Source organism: Acinetobacter sp. SM34, assembly GCF_022012365.1.
Classification (GTDB): Bacteria; Pseudomonadota; Gammaproteobacteria; order Pseudomonadales; family Moraxellaceae; genus Acinetobacter.
The window spans coordinates 90,421-107,431 of the sequence record NZ_JAKLTP010000009.1; the positions used below are offsets into that span (position 1 = coordinate 90,421).

The window sequence follows — 17,011 nt, forward strand, 5'->3', positions numbered from 1 at the left end:
ATGAAACTTTTTTCTAAAAAAATTGCGGCAACATTTTTAGCACTCTCCGCATTCGGTTTAAGTTTGCACATCCATGCAGCCAATCCAAAAGAAATCCGCATTTCTATGTCGGGTGCTGGTGAAGGCGGTAAGCCAAAAACAGGCGGGAGCTTTGTGGCTTCAGCACATTTACGCGGTGTACTCGAGCAAGAATTTAAAAAAGATGGCATTGCTGTGAAGTGGTTATTCTTCCCGGGTGCAGGCCCTGCAACCAATGAAGCTTTAGCCAACGGTAAAGTCGATTTTGCTTTACATGGTGACTTACCTTCATTGGTGGGGCGTTCTACTGGACTTAAAACCAAAGTACTGTTCTCCACGGGGCATTTTGGACCAGTGTATGTAGCCGTACCAGCCAGTTCTAATGCGAAGTCTTTTGCTGACCTCAAGGGTAAAAAATTCTCAATCTTTAAGGGTACAAACCAGCAAATCGTTTTTAACCGTGTCCTGGCTAAATATGGCTTTACCGAACGTGATCTACGGGTGATTTCACAAGATAGTTATTCCGCACGTACAGCACTTGCAACAGGGGATATTGATGCCGCGATTACTTCACCCTTTAGTCTGGTTTCACGTGGAGTCGCAAAAACTTTACTTGAAATTAAGGATCCAAAAGTGGCGCCATTGGCACATTTCTGGGTAACCGAAAGCTTTGAAAAGCAATATCCAGAAGTAACTCAGCGCGTGGTCACCACGTTAATTAAACAAGCGAAATGGAGTTCTGAAGAAGCCAACCGTGTCACCCAATACAAACTATGGGCACAAAGCGGGATTCCATTGGTGGATTATCAAAAAACCTGGGATGGCTGGAATTTAAAAGATCGTAACAGCCCATTATTAGATGAATTCCATCGCTCACAAGTCGACAGTGCTTTAAAAATTGCCAAAGACTCACGTTTGATTCGTCGTGATGTGGATACCAAAACCTGGTATGAGCCGAAGTATCTGAACAATGCATTAAAAGAACTGAATTTACAGAATTACTGGCATGCATTTAATGCCAATGGTCAGCCAAAATAATTCAGGAACGTGGTTATGAATCCCATTGAAACCAATGTTGTGACCACACCACTGACCGTAAAATTCATGAGTAGCTTTGTGCTACTCACGATTATTGCCGGTTTGGGCGTAGGTGTGGCACGGGTACTGATTTCACTTTATGCGGTGCACCTGAACGCATCTGAACTGCAACTCGGTTTGATCTCGGCAGCACAAAACATTGGCATTTTGTTTATGGCCTTGCCGATTGGTGTCCTGGTACAGCGCTTAGGTTCATTAAAGGTATTCAGCATCGGCAGTGTGATGGGCGCCGTGTTGTATTTCCTTACCCCCTTACAAGCCAATGCCTGGTATCTGATGATTTTAACCGCACTGGTGAGCTGCTTTTTGCCGATGCGCTTTGTCTCCATTAATACCGTGTTTTTGAGCAATCTGAAGCGATTAGGCCCTGCCAAAGCCGGCTGGTTCCGTGGTTCACACATGATGGGATTCTTCCTGATTGCTCCTGCTTTAAGTGTATTGCTGATCGAGCATTTTGGTTATGGTGGCAGTTTTTACTGCGTGGCATTGCTGTTTCTGGGTACCTTATTTTTTGCCCCGTTTTGCTTTCAAAAAGTTCATCAACACACCGAAAGTACGCCGAGTTTTCAATGGCGAGATGTGGTTGCACCACTGGCCTTGCTGAAAACCCATGCGCCATTACGGGTAATTTGCGCCTTGGAATTTTTAAGTAGCGTCGCGAATAACTATTTTGGCTTTTTTATTGTGGTGATTGCGATCCAGAGTTTCTCTTTAGCGGAATCTATGGCGGTGATGCTGCTCACGACACAAGGCCTGGTTTTTGTTGGTTCACTTTTTACTATGGGTGGCTTGGCGGAACTGGTGGGATACCAGAAATTTTACTTGATCGGATTGGGCCTGATCAGTAGTGCCTTACTGACTTTGGCAATTACATCGGTCACGCTGTGGATGTGGCCCGCATCGCTGATGTTGGGACTCGGTCTAGGCATGCTGCATATCGCAAACTTCATGTCCTTTGCCAAAGTGGGTGAACAAACTGCGATGGCAAAAATCTCTCCAATTCTAGCCTTGGTTGGCCCTACTGGTGGCTTATTGGGTGGCTTTCTCGGTGCGGCATTTGGTGCCAGCGTGGGTCTGCAAAACCTGTTTTTACCAATTGGTCTGGCGTTTATAGCACTAATTTTATTGATCTCACGAGATCAGACATTTATTTCATTTTTAAAACCTGATGTATCAGCACAGGTCGCAGAAGGACAAGAATCATGAGCCTTACGAATGTAACCGCACATTCGGTACAGTGGCAAAGTTACCGTAGTGCATTTGAATTTTTTAAGAAATACCTGAAAGTAACCTTGCAATTGGCTTGTGGTCTGCTGCTACCGGTGTTGTTGTTGGCGGTGTGGCATGTGGCAACCGTGCAGCAGTGGTTGCCAGAGCAAATTTTACCGGCACCACAATTGGTGTGGAGTACCAGCGTTGAACTTTGGCAGTCTGGCGATTTGCAATTTCACTTTGCCACCAGCGCCAAACGTATTTTCTGGAGCGTGGTTTTAGGGGTGAGCGTAGGCTTAAGTTTAGGGATCTGGTTTGCGTTATCACAGCGCGCGCAGCGTTTTGTCTTGCCAACGATTCAGCTCCTGACCCAGTTTCCGATTATTGGCTGGATTCCACTGCTGATGATTTTCTTGGGTATTGATGAAGCCTTGAAGATTGTTGCGATCTCATTAGCCGTGGTTTCACCGGTGCTGATCGCAACCTTTAAAGGCATTCAGCAAGTACCAAACCGTTTAATTGAAGTGGCACAGGTCTACCAGTTTTCTAAATTCCAGACTTTTTCCAAGGTGATTTTGCCGGCAAGCCTGCCAGCGATTATTAGCGGTTTGCGTCAGGGTGTGATGCAGGCCTGGTTGGCCTTGGTGTTTGTAGAATTACTGGCAAGCAGTGAAGGCATTGGCTTCCTGATGGTGTGGGGACGTCAATTGATGCAGATGGATATTATTTTCATGGGCATCATTTTAATTGGCATCACGGGCTTTGTTCTAGACAGTGGTTTGGCTGCCTTTGAACGCCTTGCTCGTTTTTATGCAACGCGAGTAGGGGGCTAATCATGTCAGAACTCAGTCTTGAAAAATCGGTCATCCGTGTAAATTCGGGTGTGGAAAAAAGTATTAAAGTGCTGCAAGCCTTGATTTTACCTCTCGCCTTTATTGCACTCTGGGCCGTGGCATCAGCCTTACAGTGGCTGGATGCCAAACTGATTCCATCACCCTTGACGGTATTCAACGGGGCAATCCAGAGCTTTAGCCAAGCCGAGTTTTGGCAGGGTTTTGTGGCGAGCTTAAGTCGTAATTTTGTGGGCTATGCCATTGGCGCAACGCTTGGTGTTGCCTTTGGTGTGGCTTTAGGGACTACACGCTGGATCAACTGGTTATTTGCACCCGGTTTTAACGTGTTGCGTCAGGTCTCGCTGTTTGCCTGGTTACCGTTAATCTCGACTTTTTTAGGCTACGGTAACGGCGCAAAAGTCCTGTTTATCAGCCTTTCAGTATTCTATCCCGTGGCCCTGCATAGCCTCGAAGGCGTGAGCAGCATCAGTGCGAAATACAGTGAAGTCGCAAAAGTCTATCAGTTTCCAAAACTGTATACCTACCGCAAGCTGATTTTACCGGCCGCCAGTCCACAGATTTTTGTCGGTCTACAACTTGGGTTAATTTTCGCCTGGCTGGCAACCGTGGGTTCCGAATTTTTACTGGCAAATTATGGCGTTGGGCTGGGTAATCTGGTCATTCGTGGTCGTGAGCAGTTTAATGTGTCCTTGATTATTTTAGGCATGCTGAGCATTGGTTTTGTCGGGGTGATTTTAAACAGCATCCTTGTCCGTATAGAACGAAAAGTCCTGCGCTGGCAGCAGCGCAGTTAGGAGAAATAATAATGAAAATACTCCCAAAATTTTGGCAAAAAGCGGTCTTGGCAGCCGTGATCGGTGCAAGTGTCGTTGCAGGCTGTAGCACACAACAGTTGGAAAAAAATCCTGCCGCTGCAGTGACGAATTTGCGTTACCAAAGTTATCCCGGTCTGGTGTCCTTGCCTGAACTAGCACAAGACTTGGGTTACCTGGGCAAAATTAAACTGGATTACGTCGGCACGGTACAGGGTGGTCCACAAGACCTGCTCACGCTGGTTGCAGGCGATGTCGACTTTGCCTCCGCCTTTAATGGGGCAGTGGTGAAAGTGATTGCTGCAGGTCTGGATGTTATACCGGTTGTTGCATCTTATGGTAGCGATGCGGAAATGAACGTGGGTTTCTATGTACTGGAAAATAGCCCGATTCGTAGCGCACGCGATTTTATTGGCAAAAAAATCGCAGTAAATGCCTTTGGCGCACATTATGAATTTATCGTGAAAGATTATTTACTGCGTCATGGTTTAACCGAAAAAGAAATCCGTGAGGTGGAGCTGATTGTCTTGCCGCCAATCAGTGCCGAGCAAGCCTTACGCAATGGGCAAATTGATATTGCCGTGTTCTCGGGCATTTTGGAAAAACGCGCATTAAAGAGCGGTGGTGTACGTCCGGTGTTTAAAGATATTGAGTTATACGGACCATTTACTGCCGGCAGTTATTCAATGCGCCGTGACTTTATTGAGCAAAACCCGGAGCTGGCCAAAACCTTCGTCAATGGTGTGGCACGTGCACAAGAGTGGTTACACGACACCCCGAAAGAACAAATTATTGCGCGTATGGAAAGCATTATTGATAAACGTCAGCGCAACGAAACCAAAGTCCTGATCCCGTTTTATACCGGAACTGGTGTACATGCAGTGGGTGGGGTACAAAAAGATCAAGACTTCGAGCCTTGGGTCAAGGCTTTGGTACAAGAGCAGAAATTAAAACCGCATCAGCTCAATGTCAGTACGTTGTACAGCAATGAATTTAATCCTTATGCACCACAAAAAAATTAAGATTAAAAAAGGAATATGACTATGACCAGTGCTTTAAATTTAGATCATGTGCGGAAAATTTTTCCTGCACAAAATCATCCCAATAGCAAAAATTATAAACCTGAATTCGTGGCGGTTGAAAATGTCACTTTAGATATTCAGCAAGGTGAATTTGTTTCCATCGTGGGTCCTAGCGGCTGCGGTAAATCGACCTTGCTGGACCTGATTGCCGGCCTGACCAAACCCTCTTCGGGGCAGATTTTACTCAGTGGCAAACAGATTACCCAACCCGGTCTGGATCGTGGCATTGTATTTCAGCAATATGCCTTATATCCCTGGCTGACCGCTTTAGAAAATATTGAATTTGGTTTAGAGGCTAAGGGTGTCGACAAGAAAACCCGCCGTGAGAAAGCCCAGTATTATCTGCAACTGGTCGGGCTGTCTGGTTTTGAAAAACATTATCCCAATGAACTTTCAGGCGGAATGAAGCAGCGTGTCGCGATTGCACGCAGTCTGGCGTATGAACCTGAAATTCTACTCATGGATGAACCCTTTGCTGCACTGGATGCACAAACCCGTGAAACCCTGCAAGAAGAGCTGATCAAGATTTGGCAGTCCTCTAAAAAGACCATTGTTTTCATTACCCACAGTATTGATGAAGCGATTTTCCTTAGCCAACGCGTGGCCATTATGACCTCTAGACCGGGACGGATTAAGGAAGTCATCGAGATTCCACCCAGCCTAAAAAGTAATGCCGAAGATATTCGCTCAACTGCAGAATACGGTCAATTACGTCATCAAATTTGGTCGCTTTTAAGCGAAGAAGTGATTAAGGCACAAGCACTCGAAAAAGATAAACAGCTTGCTCACGCATAAATAAAATTGAGGATTATTCATCATGTCATCGACTCAACAGGCGATTCCGCATAGCGAAGCCTTTAGCCCGTCAAAACCACGCCTGGAACTAAGCTGGCTGAACACTATTTTTAAACGTAGTATCGCCATCTTATTATTTTTATTGCTTTGGGAAACCTTACCCCGAACAGGTGTAGTCAGTCCGGCATTTTTACCGCCATTATCCACTGTGTTGGAAACGGCCTGGCAGCTCTATCAAAGCGGTCAATTGGGTACGCATTTCTTTGCCAGTATTCAGCGTTCAATCATTGGTTTTGCTCTGGCCTTAGCCATTGCCATTCCACTGGGTTTGGTGATTGGCTGGTACAAACTGGTGGCAGAAACTCTCAATCCATTACTGGAACTGTTCCGTAATACTACCGCCTTAGCCTTAATGCCGTTATTTATCCTGTTCCTAGGTATTGGTGAAGCATCCAAAATCAGCTTACTGGTTTATGCCTGCACCTGGCCGATTCTTTTAAATACCATTACCGGTGTACAAACGGTTGATCCACTATTAATTAAATCAGCACGTACCATGGGCTTAAAACCCTATCAACTGTTCCGTAAAGTGATTTTACCTGCTTCTGTACCGACTATTTTTGTCGGCATCCGCTTGGCCGGAGCGATCTCGATCCTGGCTTTGGTGGCAGTAGAAATGTTTGGTGCCAAAGCAGGACTGGGCTATCTGATTATGTATTCACAGTTCAGTTTTGAAATTCCGCAAATGTTCGTGGGAATTTTAGTGATTACCTTAGTCGGATTATCGTTTAACTATATTTTAATTGGTCTGGAAAAATACTTTACGGCCTGGAAACGTAATCCAATTGAATAATAAGAAATAAAAATCATTAAAATAAAAAACCTCGATAGATAAATCGAGGTTTTTTATTATCTGGTTAAAATTTAAATAGTAAAGTAAAAGCATAATAAAATAAATGAGTGGGTATTTATAATAAACCATATTTAATTAACCGTGTGCGAATGACATTACGGGTCACGCCTAATAATTTTGCAGTATGTACCTGGTTGTACTGGCAGTATTGATAGGCACTGCGAATAAATTTTTCTTCTATCAGCTCATTGATATTGGTCTGTTTAAACTGTTCCGAAGACTGAAAAATACTCTGAAATGTCTGTTCTAAAAGTTGTCCTGCATCCTGATGATCCTTAATCGTTCCATTCACTGAAGCAGTTGAAGCAAAGGTAAAAGGTTCAGCTTTCTGGGCAATCGATTGAATACTGGAAAAAGTAATATCTTCCGGTTCAATCACGCCATTTTTACTGACTAAAACGGCATGATGAATAGTGTTTTCCAGCTCGCGGATATTGCCGGGCCAAGGGTGCAAAGTCAGCTTTTTGAGCGCCAGTTGACTGAGGCGCAATGGGGTCGCATGCGGGTCGGTCTGGTAGACCTGAATAAAGTGTTTTGCCAGTGGCAGAATATCATCGCGACGCTCTGAAAGCTTTGGAATTTTGAGTAAAGCCACATGCAGGCGATAGAATAAATCTTCCCGGAAACGACCGTCCTGCACGGCTTTTTCCAGATCGACATTGGTCGCGGCAATAATGCGCACATTGATTGGAATCGGCTTGAGTGAACCGACACGCACGATCTCGCGTTCCTGTAAAATCCGCAGTAATTTGACCTGCATCGACAGCGATAAATCGCCAATTTCATCTAAAAATAAGGTGCCATTATGCGCAGCTTCAAACCAGCCCACACGGGTATGGATTGCACCAGTAAAAGCCCCTTTTTCATGTCCAAAAAGTTCACTTTCGACTAATGATTCGGTGAAAGCACCACAGTTCACCGCCACAAACGGGCCTTTGGCACGATGGCTGAGCTGATGAATTTGCCGGGCGACCAGTTCCTTGCCTGTGCCAGTGTCACCAATAATCAACGCATTGGCTTCACTTGGCGCAATCTGTTCAATACGGGCAAGCAGCGCCTGTGATAAAGGATCTTCAAATACCGTCGCCGTTGCACGCTTATGCTTCAGGGCAGAGGGTACATTGGGGTGGGTTAAAATAGACATGAGATTCTTATACTTGTTGAAAATGTTGATCATCATGAAATATTTAAAATGGAATGATAAATAATATATCGGTATTTGATTATCGCTTTCAGATATAAATTAAAGCTGGGATTATTTATCTTTTTAAAAGATAAAAAAAATAGGGATAACTAAAGGATAAATCAAGATAAAGTAAATCAATAATCTGTTTTATATTAGAGACCTCTAAATAACAAAAGGCATAATTAAAATGGCAATTACTTCAGTAAATGTACGTAACCAGTTTAAAGGTATTATTCAAGAAGTATTAGAAGGTGACGTTGTTTCAGAAATAAATGTGGAAACCAAAGCCGGTCTGTTCACTTCAATTATCAGTACCCGTTCAGTGAAAGACCTGGACCTTAAAGTCGGTTCTGAAGTGGTGGTGTTGATCAAATCGACGGAAGTGTCCCTGGCGAAGCTTTAATTCGCCAGTGCCTCAAGCTTTACAGGAGAATTGAGAGATGACACAGCAAGCAACAGGCCATGTATCTATTCAGCAACTCAGCAAAACCTATCCGACACAAAACAATGACGTTTTAACTGTGCTGGACGATATTAATTTAGACATCCAGCCGGGTGAATTTATCAGTATTGTCGGTAGCAGTGGCTGTGGTAAATCCACACTGTTACGCTTATTGGTGGGACTGGAAAACAGCTATCAGGGCCAGATCCAGGTGGATGGAAAAAAGATTTTTGGCACCAGTTTACAACGCGGGATCGTATTTCAAGACCACCGTCTTTTTCCTTGGTTAAGCGTGCGTGAAAATGTGCGTATTGCACTGCATCAGAGTAAGCTGACACGGGCTGAGGAAGACAAACTGATTGATGAACATTTGCAATTGGTCAATCTGACCAGTTTTGCCAATGCCTATCCATCCCAGCTTTCAGGCGGCATGAACCAGCGTGTGGCGATTGCACGCAGTTTGGTCAATCGTCCGGAAATTTTATTTCTGGATGAGCCTTTTGGCGCACTTGATGCTTTAACCCGTCAGAACCTGCAAGACGAATTACAGCGTATTTGGCAGGCAGAAAAAATCACCATGGTGATTGTGACCCATGACGTTGAGGAAGCAGTATTTTTAGGGGATCGTGTGGTGGTGATGCAACCCCATCCGGGTCGGATTAAACGTATTGTTGATATCCCGGTTGCCCATCCGCGTAAACGTGAAGATGTGCGTTTGCACAATATTAAAAATGACATTTTGACGGATTTTAGCGATCCGCTAAAAGACCAGTTACACCGTAATAAACCGGCAGCAAAGTTTTCAGATTATCAATTTGCCTGGTAATCCGCAGATTCAAACCGACAGCCTTGGAAACAAGGCTTTTTTAATGCCTGAAAATTTTAAAAACTAAAATTAAGAACATAAAAAAATGCCCCCGCAGGGCATTTTTTTTGGCAAATCTTTTACTTAAGATGCCTGAGCGGTATGACGCTTTTCCAGCACATACTGGTTTTCAGGACGTTTTAAGCCTAAGTTTTCACGTAAGGTTTTACCTTCATACTCGGTACGGAACAGGCCACGACGTTGCAGTTCAGGTACTACTAAATCAACAAAGTCATCCAGGCTGGCAGGCGTGGTTGGCGGCAGGATATTAAAGCCATCCGCGGCTTCATTTTCAAACCAGGCTTGGAGTTCATCTACCACCTGTTCTGGGGTGCCAATAATGGTCCAGTGACCACGCGCACTTGCCACCCATTGATAAAGCTGGCGAATAGTGAAATTGTTTTTACGTGCAATCTCTAGAATCAATTGGTTACGGCTGGCGCCATTTTCTATTTGTCCAATATGCTCAGGGAGGGGTTGATCCAGATCAAATTTTGACAGGTCTTCGGTAAAACCGCCCAGTTGTTGGATTAAAGACAGACCCAAAGTCGGATGAATATAGCTGTTCAGTTCATCATATTTGGCTCGCGCTTCTTCTTCTGTCTTGCCAACAAAAATGGATACACCTGGCATGATTTTCAGGTCATCGGCATGACGGCCATATTTGGCTAAACGGCCTTTTACATCACGGTAGAAGGCTTGGGCATCTTCCAGTTTTTGTTGGGCTGTGAAAATCACTTCGGCAAATTTTGCCGCCAGTTCACGGCCATCTTCAGACTGACCCGCTTGGACTATCACCGGATAGCCTTGCGGTGAACGTGCCACATTCAATCCACCATGTACGGCTAAATGCTTGCCTTTAAAACGCGGTGGATGCAGTTTGTCACCGTCAAAGAATTGTCCGGTTTCCTTATTGTATTCAAAGGCATCATCTTCCCAGGAATCCCAAAGTTTTTGTGCCACTTCAATGAACTCATCGGCACGTTCATAGCGTTCTTTCGGATGTGGAGCATCGTTTAAACCAAAGTTTTTAGCCACATGTGCTCCCGCAGTCGTCACCACATTCCAGGCAGCACGACCTTCGGATAAATGATCCAGTGAAGCAAATTTACGTGCCAGACTGTATGGCTCTTCATAAGTGGTTGAGGCAGTGGCAATAAAGCCAATATTTTTGGTCACTGCTGCTAGTGCAGAAAACAGGGATACAGGCTCAAGTCCTGCAGAAAAACCGCCGGTTAAACCCAAGTTGGGTGTGGTATCCGGATCAACAGTCACTGGAACGTCAGCAAGGAAATAGGCATCAAATAAGCCACGTTCAGCCGTTTTGGCCAGTTCAATAAAGTAATTTAAGTTATGGCTGTCTTGTGGACGAGCTTGCGGATGGCGCCAGCCTGCAACGTGCTGAGAAGTGCCTGGTACAAAAGCACCAAGGCGAATTTGACGTTTTGACATATGAAAACCTGTTTGATGTTGTTGATTATGGTTTTATATAGTTCAAAGAGCATGCCAATAAAATAAATAATAAAAATCATATACTTAGTAATTTAAATTTAATTTATTGTTGTTATATCAACAGCTTAACTGTTGTTATGTTGCCATGAGTTCAGTTTAAAACTTGCATTGAATATGCTGAGGATGAAAAAGGCATAATTTTTTTATGGGTATAAGACACATGCCCCAACTGGAGCATGTGTTTTCAGGTGATCAAGATGCCTTGTTTGCTTGTTGAGCGATGACATGCTGATTTTCAGGACGTTTCAGCCCCAAGTTCTCACGCAAAGTCGAACCCTCGTATTCAGTACGGAACAAGCCACGGCGTTGCAGTTCAGGCACAATGAAATCAACAAAGTCATTCAAGCCAGCAGGGGTGGTCGGTGGCAACACGTTAAAGCCGTCAGCACCTTCATTTTCAAACCAGGTTTGCAGCTCATCCACCACCTGTTCAGGCGTACCAATCAGGGTCCAGTGACCACGTGCAGAGGCAATGTATTCGTACAATTGACGGATGGTAAAGTTATGACGGCGGGCAATATCAATCATCATTTGCTGACGGCTTGAGAAGTTGATGTCGGTATCTTCCAGTTTCGGGAACGGCGCATCCAGATCAAATTTCTTTAGATTGATTCCGCCTGCCAGACCGGACAATAGGCTCAGACCGACTTCAGGATGAATCAGGCTATTCAGTAGCTGATATTTCTCTTGAGCTTCCTGTTCAGTTTTGGCCACGAAAATAGACACACCCGGCATGATTTTCAGGTCATCCGGATGACGGCCATATTTCAACAGGCGGCTTTTCACATCACGGTAGAATTCTTGCGCATCTTCCAGGCTTTGCTGTGCGGTAAAGATCACTTCGGCATATTTACCCGCAAGTTCACGGCCATCTTCAGACTGACCAGCTTGTACAATCACAGGATAGCCTTGCGGTGGACGTGAGACATTTAGCGCACCTTGTACATTGAAGTATTTTCCTGCATGTAATGGCTCATGCAGTTTGCTGGCATCGAAGAATTGACCATCTTGCTTGTTATAGATGAAGGTGTCATCTTCCCAGGAATCCCATAGTTTTTGCGTCACTTCAATGAACTCATCGGCACGTTCATAACGGACTTTGGCATCAGGATGCTTTTCTAGGCCGAAATTCCGTGCAGTGTCGGCAGATGCCGTAGTCACCACGTTCCAGGCTGCACGTCCTTTGGAAATATGATCTAAAGACGCAAATTTACGAGCCAAAATGTAAGGATCTTCATAGGTAGTTGATGCGGTGGCAATAAAACCAATATTTTTGGTCACTGTGGAAAGTGCTGCAAATAGGGTAACCGGTTCAAAGCCGACACCTTTATCGCCCAGACCCTTTTCGCCTTCAATTGCAGAACCCCAACGTACCGATAAGCCATCTGCCAGAAAATAGGCATCAAACAAGCCGCGTTCAGCTGTCTGTGCAAGTTCAATCACATAGTCAATGTTGAGATGATCTTGTGGACGAGATTCAGGATGGCGCCAGCCGGCAACGTGCTGTGAAGTGGTAGGAATAAAGGCACCAAGTTTAATTTGACGTTTTGACATTGTTATATCCTGTACATTTTAATCAATAATCAAAACAGCTGTTTCAAACATTGTGCCAATTTAAAAATTTATAAAAAACATAATCTTATTTTGGGTGTTATTTTTATATGTTGAAGAATCAGCACTCATCAGGCGCTTTTGTTTCAAAACAGACAGTAGAAAAAACGCAGTGCTTATATGAAATAAGGTCGATCTTCAAAAAAGAATACTTTGGGGCAAAGTAGTGATGAGAAAGATTAAAATGAGTTGAATTTCAAAATACATAAAAAATGCCCCGAAGGGCATTTGGGTGGTTCTTGAATTAAGATGCCTGCGCTTGTTTTTGCGCCAGTACGTACTGGTTTTCCGGACGTTTCAGTCCCAAGTTTTCACGAAGGGTGCTGCCTTCATATTCGGTACGGAACAGGCCACGGCGCTGCAGTTCTGGCACAATCAGGTCGATAAAATCATTTAAACCGGCAGGCGTGCTTGGTGGCAGAATATTAAAGCCATCTGCAGCTTCATTTTCAAACCATTCTTGTAGCTGGTTCACAATCTGCTCAGGAGTACCCACCAGCGTCCAGTGGCCACGTGCAGAGGCTACATATTCATACAGTTGGCGGATGGTAAAGTTATGCTTGCGGGCAATATCAATCATCATCTGCTGGCGACTGCCAAAATTGATCAAGCTTTCATCCAGTTCAGGGAAAGGCTCATCGATGTCATATTGTTCCAGATCGATTCCGCCGGCCAAACCGGAAAGCAGACCCAGACCGACTTGTGGATGAATAAGACTGTTTAACAGATCGTATTTTTCCTGTGCTTCTTCTGCCGTTTTTGCCACAAAAATCGAAACACCCGGCATGATTTTCAGGTCATCCGGATGACGGCCATATTTAGCTAAACGACCTTTCACATCACGGTAAAATTCCTGTGCATCGGCTAAATTTTGCTGTGCAGTAAAAATCACTTCGGCATATTTTCCAGCCAGCTCACGGCCATCTTCCGACTGACCTGCCTGTACAATCACCGGATAGCCCTGTGGCGGGCGCGGTACGTTTAATGCGCCTTGCACTTCAAAATATTTGCCCTTGTGCTGAGGTTCATGAAATTTTTCTGGCTGGAAAAACTGTCCAGAGGCTTTGTCATATACAAAGGCATCATCTTCCCAAGAATCCCAGAGTTTCTGTGTAACCTCAATAAATTCATGTGCACGTGCATAGCGGCTTTTGGCATCTGGATGTTCGGACAGGCCAAAATTGCGCGCGACTTGTTTAGAGGCTGTGGTGACTACATTCCATGCCGCACGTCCTTTGGAAATATGATCCAGTGAGGCGTATTTGCGTGCCAGCGTATATGGGTGCTCATAGGTGGTCGATGCAGTAGCGACAAAACCAATATTTTTCGTCACTGCAGACAGGGCAGCGAATAGGGTGACTGGTTCAAAGCCAGTATCTTTATCGCCCAGACCCCAGCCTTTGCTGGTGGCGGAACCCCAGTCGCCGCGTACAGCTAAAGTGTCCGCCAAAAAGTAGGCATCAAATAAACCACGTTCTGCCGTTTTGACCAGCTCAATGGCATAGTCAATATTTAAATGATTCTGCGGACGTGACTGCGGATGACGCCAGCCGGCAGCATGCTGAGAAGTGGTTGGAATAAAAGCACCAAGACGGATTTTACGTTCAGCCATGAGAAAAACCTTGTGTTTTTTATGTTGTTAGCTGGTTATAACAAGGAATTTTCAGGCTTAAAAATACGATAAAATTAAATCCATATAAAAAATATGGATTAAGCAGGAAATACGCCAATCACAAGTTTTTTGCTTGGATTTATTTCGCTGTTAAAGGCTGAATATTACACCAGTGCCTTAATGGTCTTTTTCTTCCACACCAACTGATAATAAAGTGCCTGCAAAATACACAAGCAGACGAATGACAGCGCATAGGCATACCAAATGCCTTGCAAGCCCCACCAGTAACTGAACAGGTAAGCACAAGGCACTTCAATCAATAAAATTGTGCCGATGTTAATTAGCATGGGGATCGTTACCGTACCGCTGGCACGCATGATGGAAGCAAAAATTGCACTGGCACCAAAGAACAGGATGGACCATAGCACAATAAATAACAGTTGCTGTCCCAGTACCACCACCGTCGGGTCGGTGATAAACAGCGCCATCAGATATTTCGAGAACAGATAAGCCAAAGCCACTAATCCACCGGTAATCACAATATTCATAGCGAGTGCAGTATGGGTCACTTTATTGAGCAGATCCGATTTTTCTGCACCAATCGCCTGTGCTGCAAAAATGGAGGCAGCAATTGAAATGGATAGGGCAGGAAACTGGATGTAATTCAAGACCTGATTGACTGCACCATAGGCTGCAGTGGCATGTGAACCATAACGGTTGACCAGGCCGACAATAACCAGCCCGGCAACAGATGTGGTGACCATCTGCACACCGGTAGGAATACCCAAACGCAGAATAATTTTACTCAGTTCAGGGTGATGGCGAATATGGTTGAGCAGATGACGGTCAAGCTTCAAGGGATGGTCTTTCTTGTTGAGATACACCAGCAAAAACACCAGTACTGCCAAGTAACCAACAGCGGTGGCAATAGCCGGTGCAATAATGCCCATTTTGGGAAAGCCAAAATAGCCGGCAATCAGTACCGGGGTAATTACTACACCAATCAGAATGGTCATGCCGGAAGCAATCAGCGGTGTGGTGCTGTCGCCCACGCCACGTAAAATGGAAGTATAAATAATATAAATAAACAGTAAGGGACTACCGGCCAGCATCCACTGTACATAAGGCAGGGACAGATGCATTACATCTGGCGTGGTACCCAGAGCCAGTAAAATATGCTTAGAAAAAAGCACGCCAAACAAGGCGATAATACTGCCGCCAATTAAGGTCATAAACAGGGTAGAACCCACCACACAGCGTACTTTTTCAATGTTTTGCGCCCCCCAGGCCTGTCCAACCAATACCGTAGCACCTGCGGAAAGTCCAATCACAAAAGCCAGCAGGCAGAACAAAATCGGAAAGAATACTGCTACTGCTGCAATCGCATTGACTCCCATCATTTGTCCAACAAAAATGGCATTCATCGTTCCCGACAGGTTTTGCAGAATATTGGTCGCAATCAACGGCCACAGAAAAATCAGAAATGTTTTCCAAAGTTTTTGCTGGTTGAGCAAGGAGTGATGATGAGGAGGCATGGAACGTCCTGTAACTATTTTTATCTTTTGATTCTCATTGCTAACCCTACCCGAGTTAGCTTAAAAAAGCCTTAGTTGTTAGGTAACTAAGGCTGAATTTTATGAATAAATCATGAATTTAAATTGCGGATAAAATAGCCGAGGCCTGTTCCAAGGTTTCATCTTTTTTGGCAAAACAAAAGCGGATTAAACGTAAATTTTCCGGTGCTTGCTGATAAAACACGGATATGGGAATCGCAACAATGCCATGCTGTTCGGCCAAGAATTTACACATCTCGACATCATCCAGATCGGGACGAATGGCACTGTAATTCAGGTTTTGAAAATAGGTGCCCTGTGAAGGGGTAAAATGAAAGCGCGAGTTACGCAGCCCTGAATTAAACAGATCACGTTTATCTTGATAAAAGTCTGCAAGCCCTTCAATATGTTCAGGATGCTGCTGCATAAAAGTGGTCAGTGCCATTTGTACTGGTGTTACCCCGCAGAAACTGGCGAACTGATAGACCTGTCTGAATATTTTCATCAGTTCAGGTGAGGCAATGCAATATCCGGTTTTCCAGCCGGTGACATGGAAAGTTTTACCAAAAGAACCGATCACTATGCTGCGGTCGCGAAGCTCCGGAAAAGACAAGGCTGAATAATGCTTTTGACTGTCATAAATCAGGTGCTCATAAACTTCGTCGGACAGTACAACGATATTTTTATCCCGAATCAGTTCAATTAAAGTGAGCCAGTCCTGACCTGACCAGATTGCCCCGCTTGGATTGTGCGGCGTATTTACAATGATCATTCGGGTTCTATCATTGATGGCATCTTTAACTCGGTTCCAGTCCACTGAAAATTGTGGGGCAGTCAGGGGAATATGAATGGCCTTTCCGCCGACCAGTTGCACGCTGGGGCCATAACTGTCATAGCAGGGATCGAAAATGATGACTTCATCACCGGCATGAATCAGAGCTTGAATGGCAACAAAAATGGCAATCGTGGCCCCGGGCGTAATGGTGATTTCAGTCAGTGGATCAATTACTAATTGATCGCGTTTTAAAAATTGCTGGGCTACCTGTTCACGCAGTGAAATCAGACCATCACTGGGGGCATATTGGTTAAAACCATCTAGAGTCGCCTGGCTTAAGGCTTTGAGTAGCGCGGGTGGCGCGGCAAAGTCGGGAAAACCTTGGGAAAGATTTAAGGCATTCAGGCGATGTGCCATCGCGGTCATCACGCTGAAAATGGTGACACCCTGTGCCGGTAGTTTGGAATGAATCTCAAGCATGACCCGAACTCTTCAATATTCTTATGCTGTTCAGTGTAGCAGCAAGCGCAGCACAGCAGAATAAAAGGATGGACTTAAGCTCTGCACATTTTTATCTAATTTCATCCATTTAATTGAATTGTGCTGACGAATAAAATTAACAAAAAACCTACTGGACTAAAAAAACAACATTTTCTAGAATGCGTCTCAAA

Annotated in this window: 15 protein-coding genes; 9 read left to right on the forward strand and 6 right to left on the reverse strand. The window is 44.6% G+C overall.

Translation table 11 applies throughout. The features are described from left to right. The 7 genes from LZZ98_RS09300 to LZZ98_RS09330 are packed head-to-tail and all read left to right on the forward strand — an operon-like array spanning position 1 to position 6,724. Positions 1 to 1,056 carry an ABC transporter substrate-binding protein gene (locus tag LZZ98_RS09300; protein WP_086176501.1) on the forward strand — a complete coding sequence of 352 codons (1,056 nt, stop codon included), beginning with the start codon at positions 1 to 3 and terminating at the stop codon, positions 1,054 to 1,056. A gap of 15 nt (positions 1,057 to 1,071) precedes the next feature. Next, a complete protein-coding gene (locus LZZ98_RS09305) occupies positions 1,072 to 2,322 on the forward strand; it encodes an MFS transporter (RefSeq protein ID WP_237787607.1) in 1,251 nt (416 codons plus the stop codon). Continuing rightward, complete coding sequence (locus LZZ98_RS09310) at positions 2,316 to 3,161, forward strand: ABC transporter permease (RefSeq protein ID WP_442862706.1); 846 nt, start codon at positions 2,316 to 2,318, stop codon at positions 3,159 to 3,161. Before LZZ98_RS09305 ends, LZZ98_RS09310 begins: the two co-directional genes overlap by 7 nt. 2 nt (positions 3,162 to 3,163) lie before the next feature. Next, positions 3,164 to 3,976, forward strand: a complete 813-nt coding sequence (locus LZZ98_RS09315; RefSeq protein WP_237787609.1) for an ABC transporter permease — start codon at positions 3,164 to 3,166, stop codon at positions 3,974 to 3,976. Between the two features lie 11 nt (positions 3,977 to 3,987). Further along, the gene (locus LZZ98_RS09320; protein WP_237787610.1) at positions 3,988 to 5,016 is read left to right on the forward strand and encodes an ABC transporter substrate-binding protein; all 1,029 of its coding nucleotides are present in this window, start codon (positions 3,988 to 3,990) and stop codon (positions 5,014 to 5,016) included. A 21-nt stretch (positions 5,017 to 5,037) separates the two neighbouring features. Next, positions 5,038 to 5,871 carry an ABC transporter ATP-binding protein gene (locus LZZ98_RS09325; protein WP_237787611.1) on the forward strand — a complete coding sequence of 278 codons (834 nt, stop codon included), beginning with the start codon at positions 5,038 to 5,040 and terminating at the stop codon, positions 5,869 to 5,871. Positions 5,872 to 5,893: 22 nt separating this feature from the next. Continuing rightward, entirely contained in the window at positions 5,894 to 6,724 is an 831-nt protein-coding gene (locus LZZ98_RS09330) for an ABC transporter permease (RefSeq protein WP_237787612.1), read from the forward strand. A gap of 115 nt (positions 6,725 to 6,839) precedes the next feature. Here the strand turns inward: LZZ98_RS09330 and LZZ98_RS09335 are convergent, their stop codons facing one another. Continuing rightward, a complete protein-coding gene (locus tag LZZ98_RS09335) occupies positions 6,840 to 7,928 on the reverse strand; it encodes a sigma-54 interaction domain-containing protein (RefSeq protein WP_237787613.1) in 1,089 nt (362 codons plus the stop codon). 229 nt (positions 7,929 to 8,157) lie between these two features. Here LZZ98_RS09335 and LZZ98_RS09340 point away from each other — a divergent pair, with 229 nt between their 5' ends. Together LZZ98_RS09340 and LZZ98_RS09345 are read left to right on the forward strand one after the other, a co-directional pair. Further along, positions 8,158 to 8,373 (forward strand): TOBE domain-containing protein, encoded by a 216-nt coding sequence (locus LZZ98_RS09340; RefSeq protein ID WP_086176493.1) that lies wholly within the window; start codon positions 8,158 to 8,160, stop codon positions 8,371 to 8,373. A 37-nt stretch (positions 8,374 to 8,410) separates the two neighbouring features. After that, entirely contained in the window at positions 8,411 to 9,238 is an 828-nt protein-coding gene (locus tag LZZ98_RS09345) for an ABC transporter ATP-binding protein (protein ID WP_237787614.1), read from the forward strand. A 123-nt stretch (positions 9,239 to 9,361) separates the two neighbouring features. Here LZZ98_RS09345 and LZZ98_RS09350 read toward each other — a convergent pair whose 3' ends face one another. The 5 genes from LZZ98_RS09350 to LZZ98_RS09370 all read right to left on the reverse strand — a co-directional run bounded on the left by LZZ98_RS09350 (position 9,362) and on the right by LZZ98_RS09370 (position 16,820). Then, positions 9,362 to 10,729, reverse strand: coding sequence for an LLM class flavin-dependent oxidoreductase (locus tag LZZ98_RS09350; protein ID WP_237787615.1), 1,368 nt, complete (start codon positions 10,727 to 10,729; stop codon positions 9,362 to 9,364). Between the two features lie 252 nt (positions 10,730 to 10,981). Next, on the reverse strand, positions 10,982 to 12,343 hold the full coding sequence (locus LZZ98_RS09355) for an LLM class flavin-dependent oxidoreductase (RefSeq protein ID WP_237787616.1): 1,362 nt from the start codon (positions 12,341 to 12,343) through the stop codon (positions 10,982 to 10,984). A gap of 301 nt (positions 12,344 to 12,644) precedes the next feature. Then, positions 12,645 to 14,012: an LLM class flavin-dependent oxidoreductase gene (locus tag LZZ98_RS09360; protein WP_237787617.1), complete on the reverse strand. Its 1,368-nt coding sequence runs from the start codon at positions 14,010 to 14,012 to the stop codon at positions 12,645 to 12,647. A 164-nt stretch (positions 14,013 to 14,176) separates the two neighbouring features. Continuing rightward, positions 14,177 to 15,547 (reverse strand): MATE family efflux transporter, encoded by a 1,371-nt coding sequence (locus LZZ98_RS09365; RefSeq protein WP_237787618.1) that lies wholly within the window; start codon positions 15,545 to 15,547, stop codon positions 14,177 to 14,179. A 118-nt stretch (positions 15,548 to 15,665) separates the two neighbouring features. Further along, on the reverse strand, positions 15,666 to 16,820 hold the full coding sequence (locus LZZ98_RS09370) for a methionine aminotransferase (RefSeq protein ID WP_237787619.1): 1,155 nt from the start codon (positions 16,818 to 16,820) through the stop codon (positions 15,666 to 15,668). Positions 16,821 to 17,011: the final 191 nt, after the last annotated feature.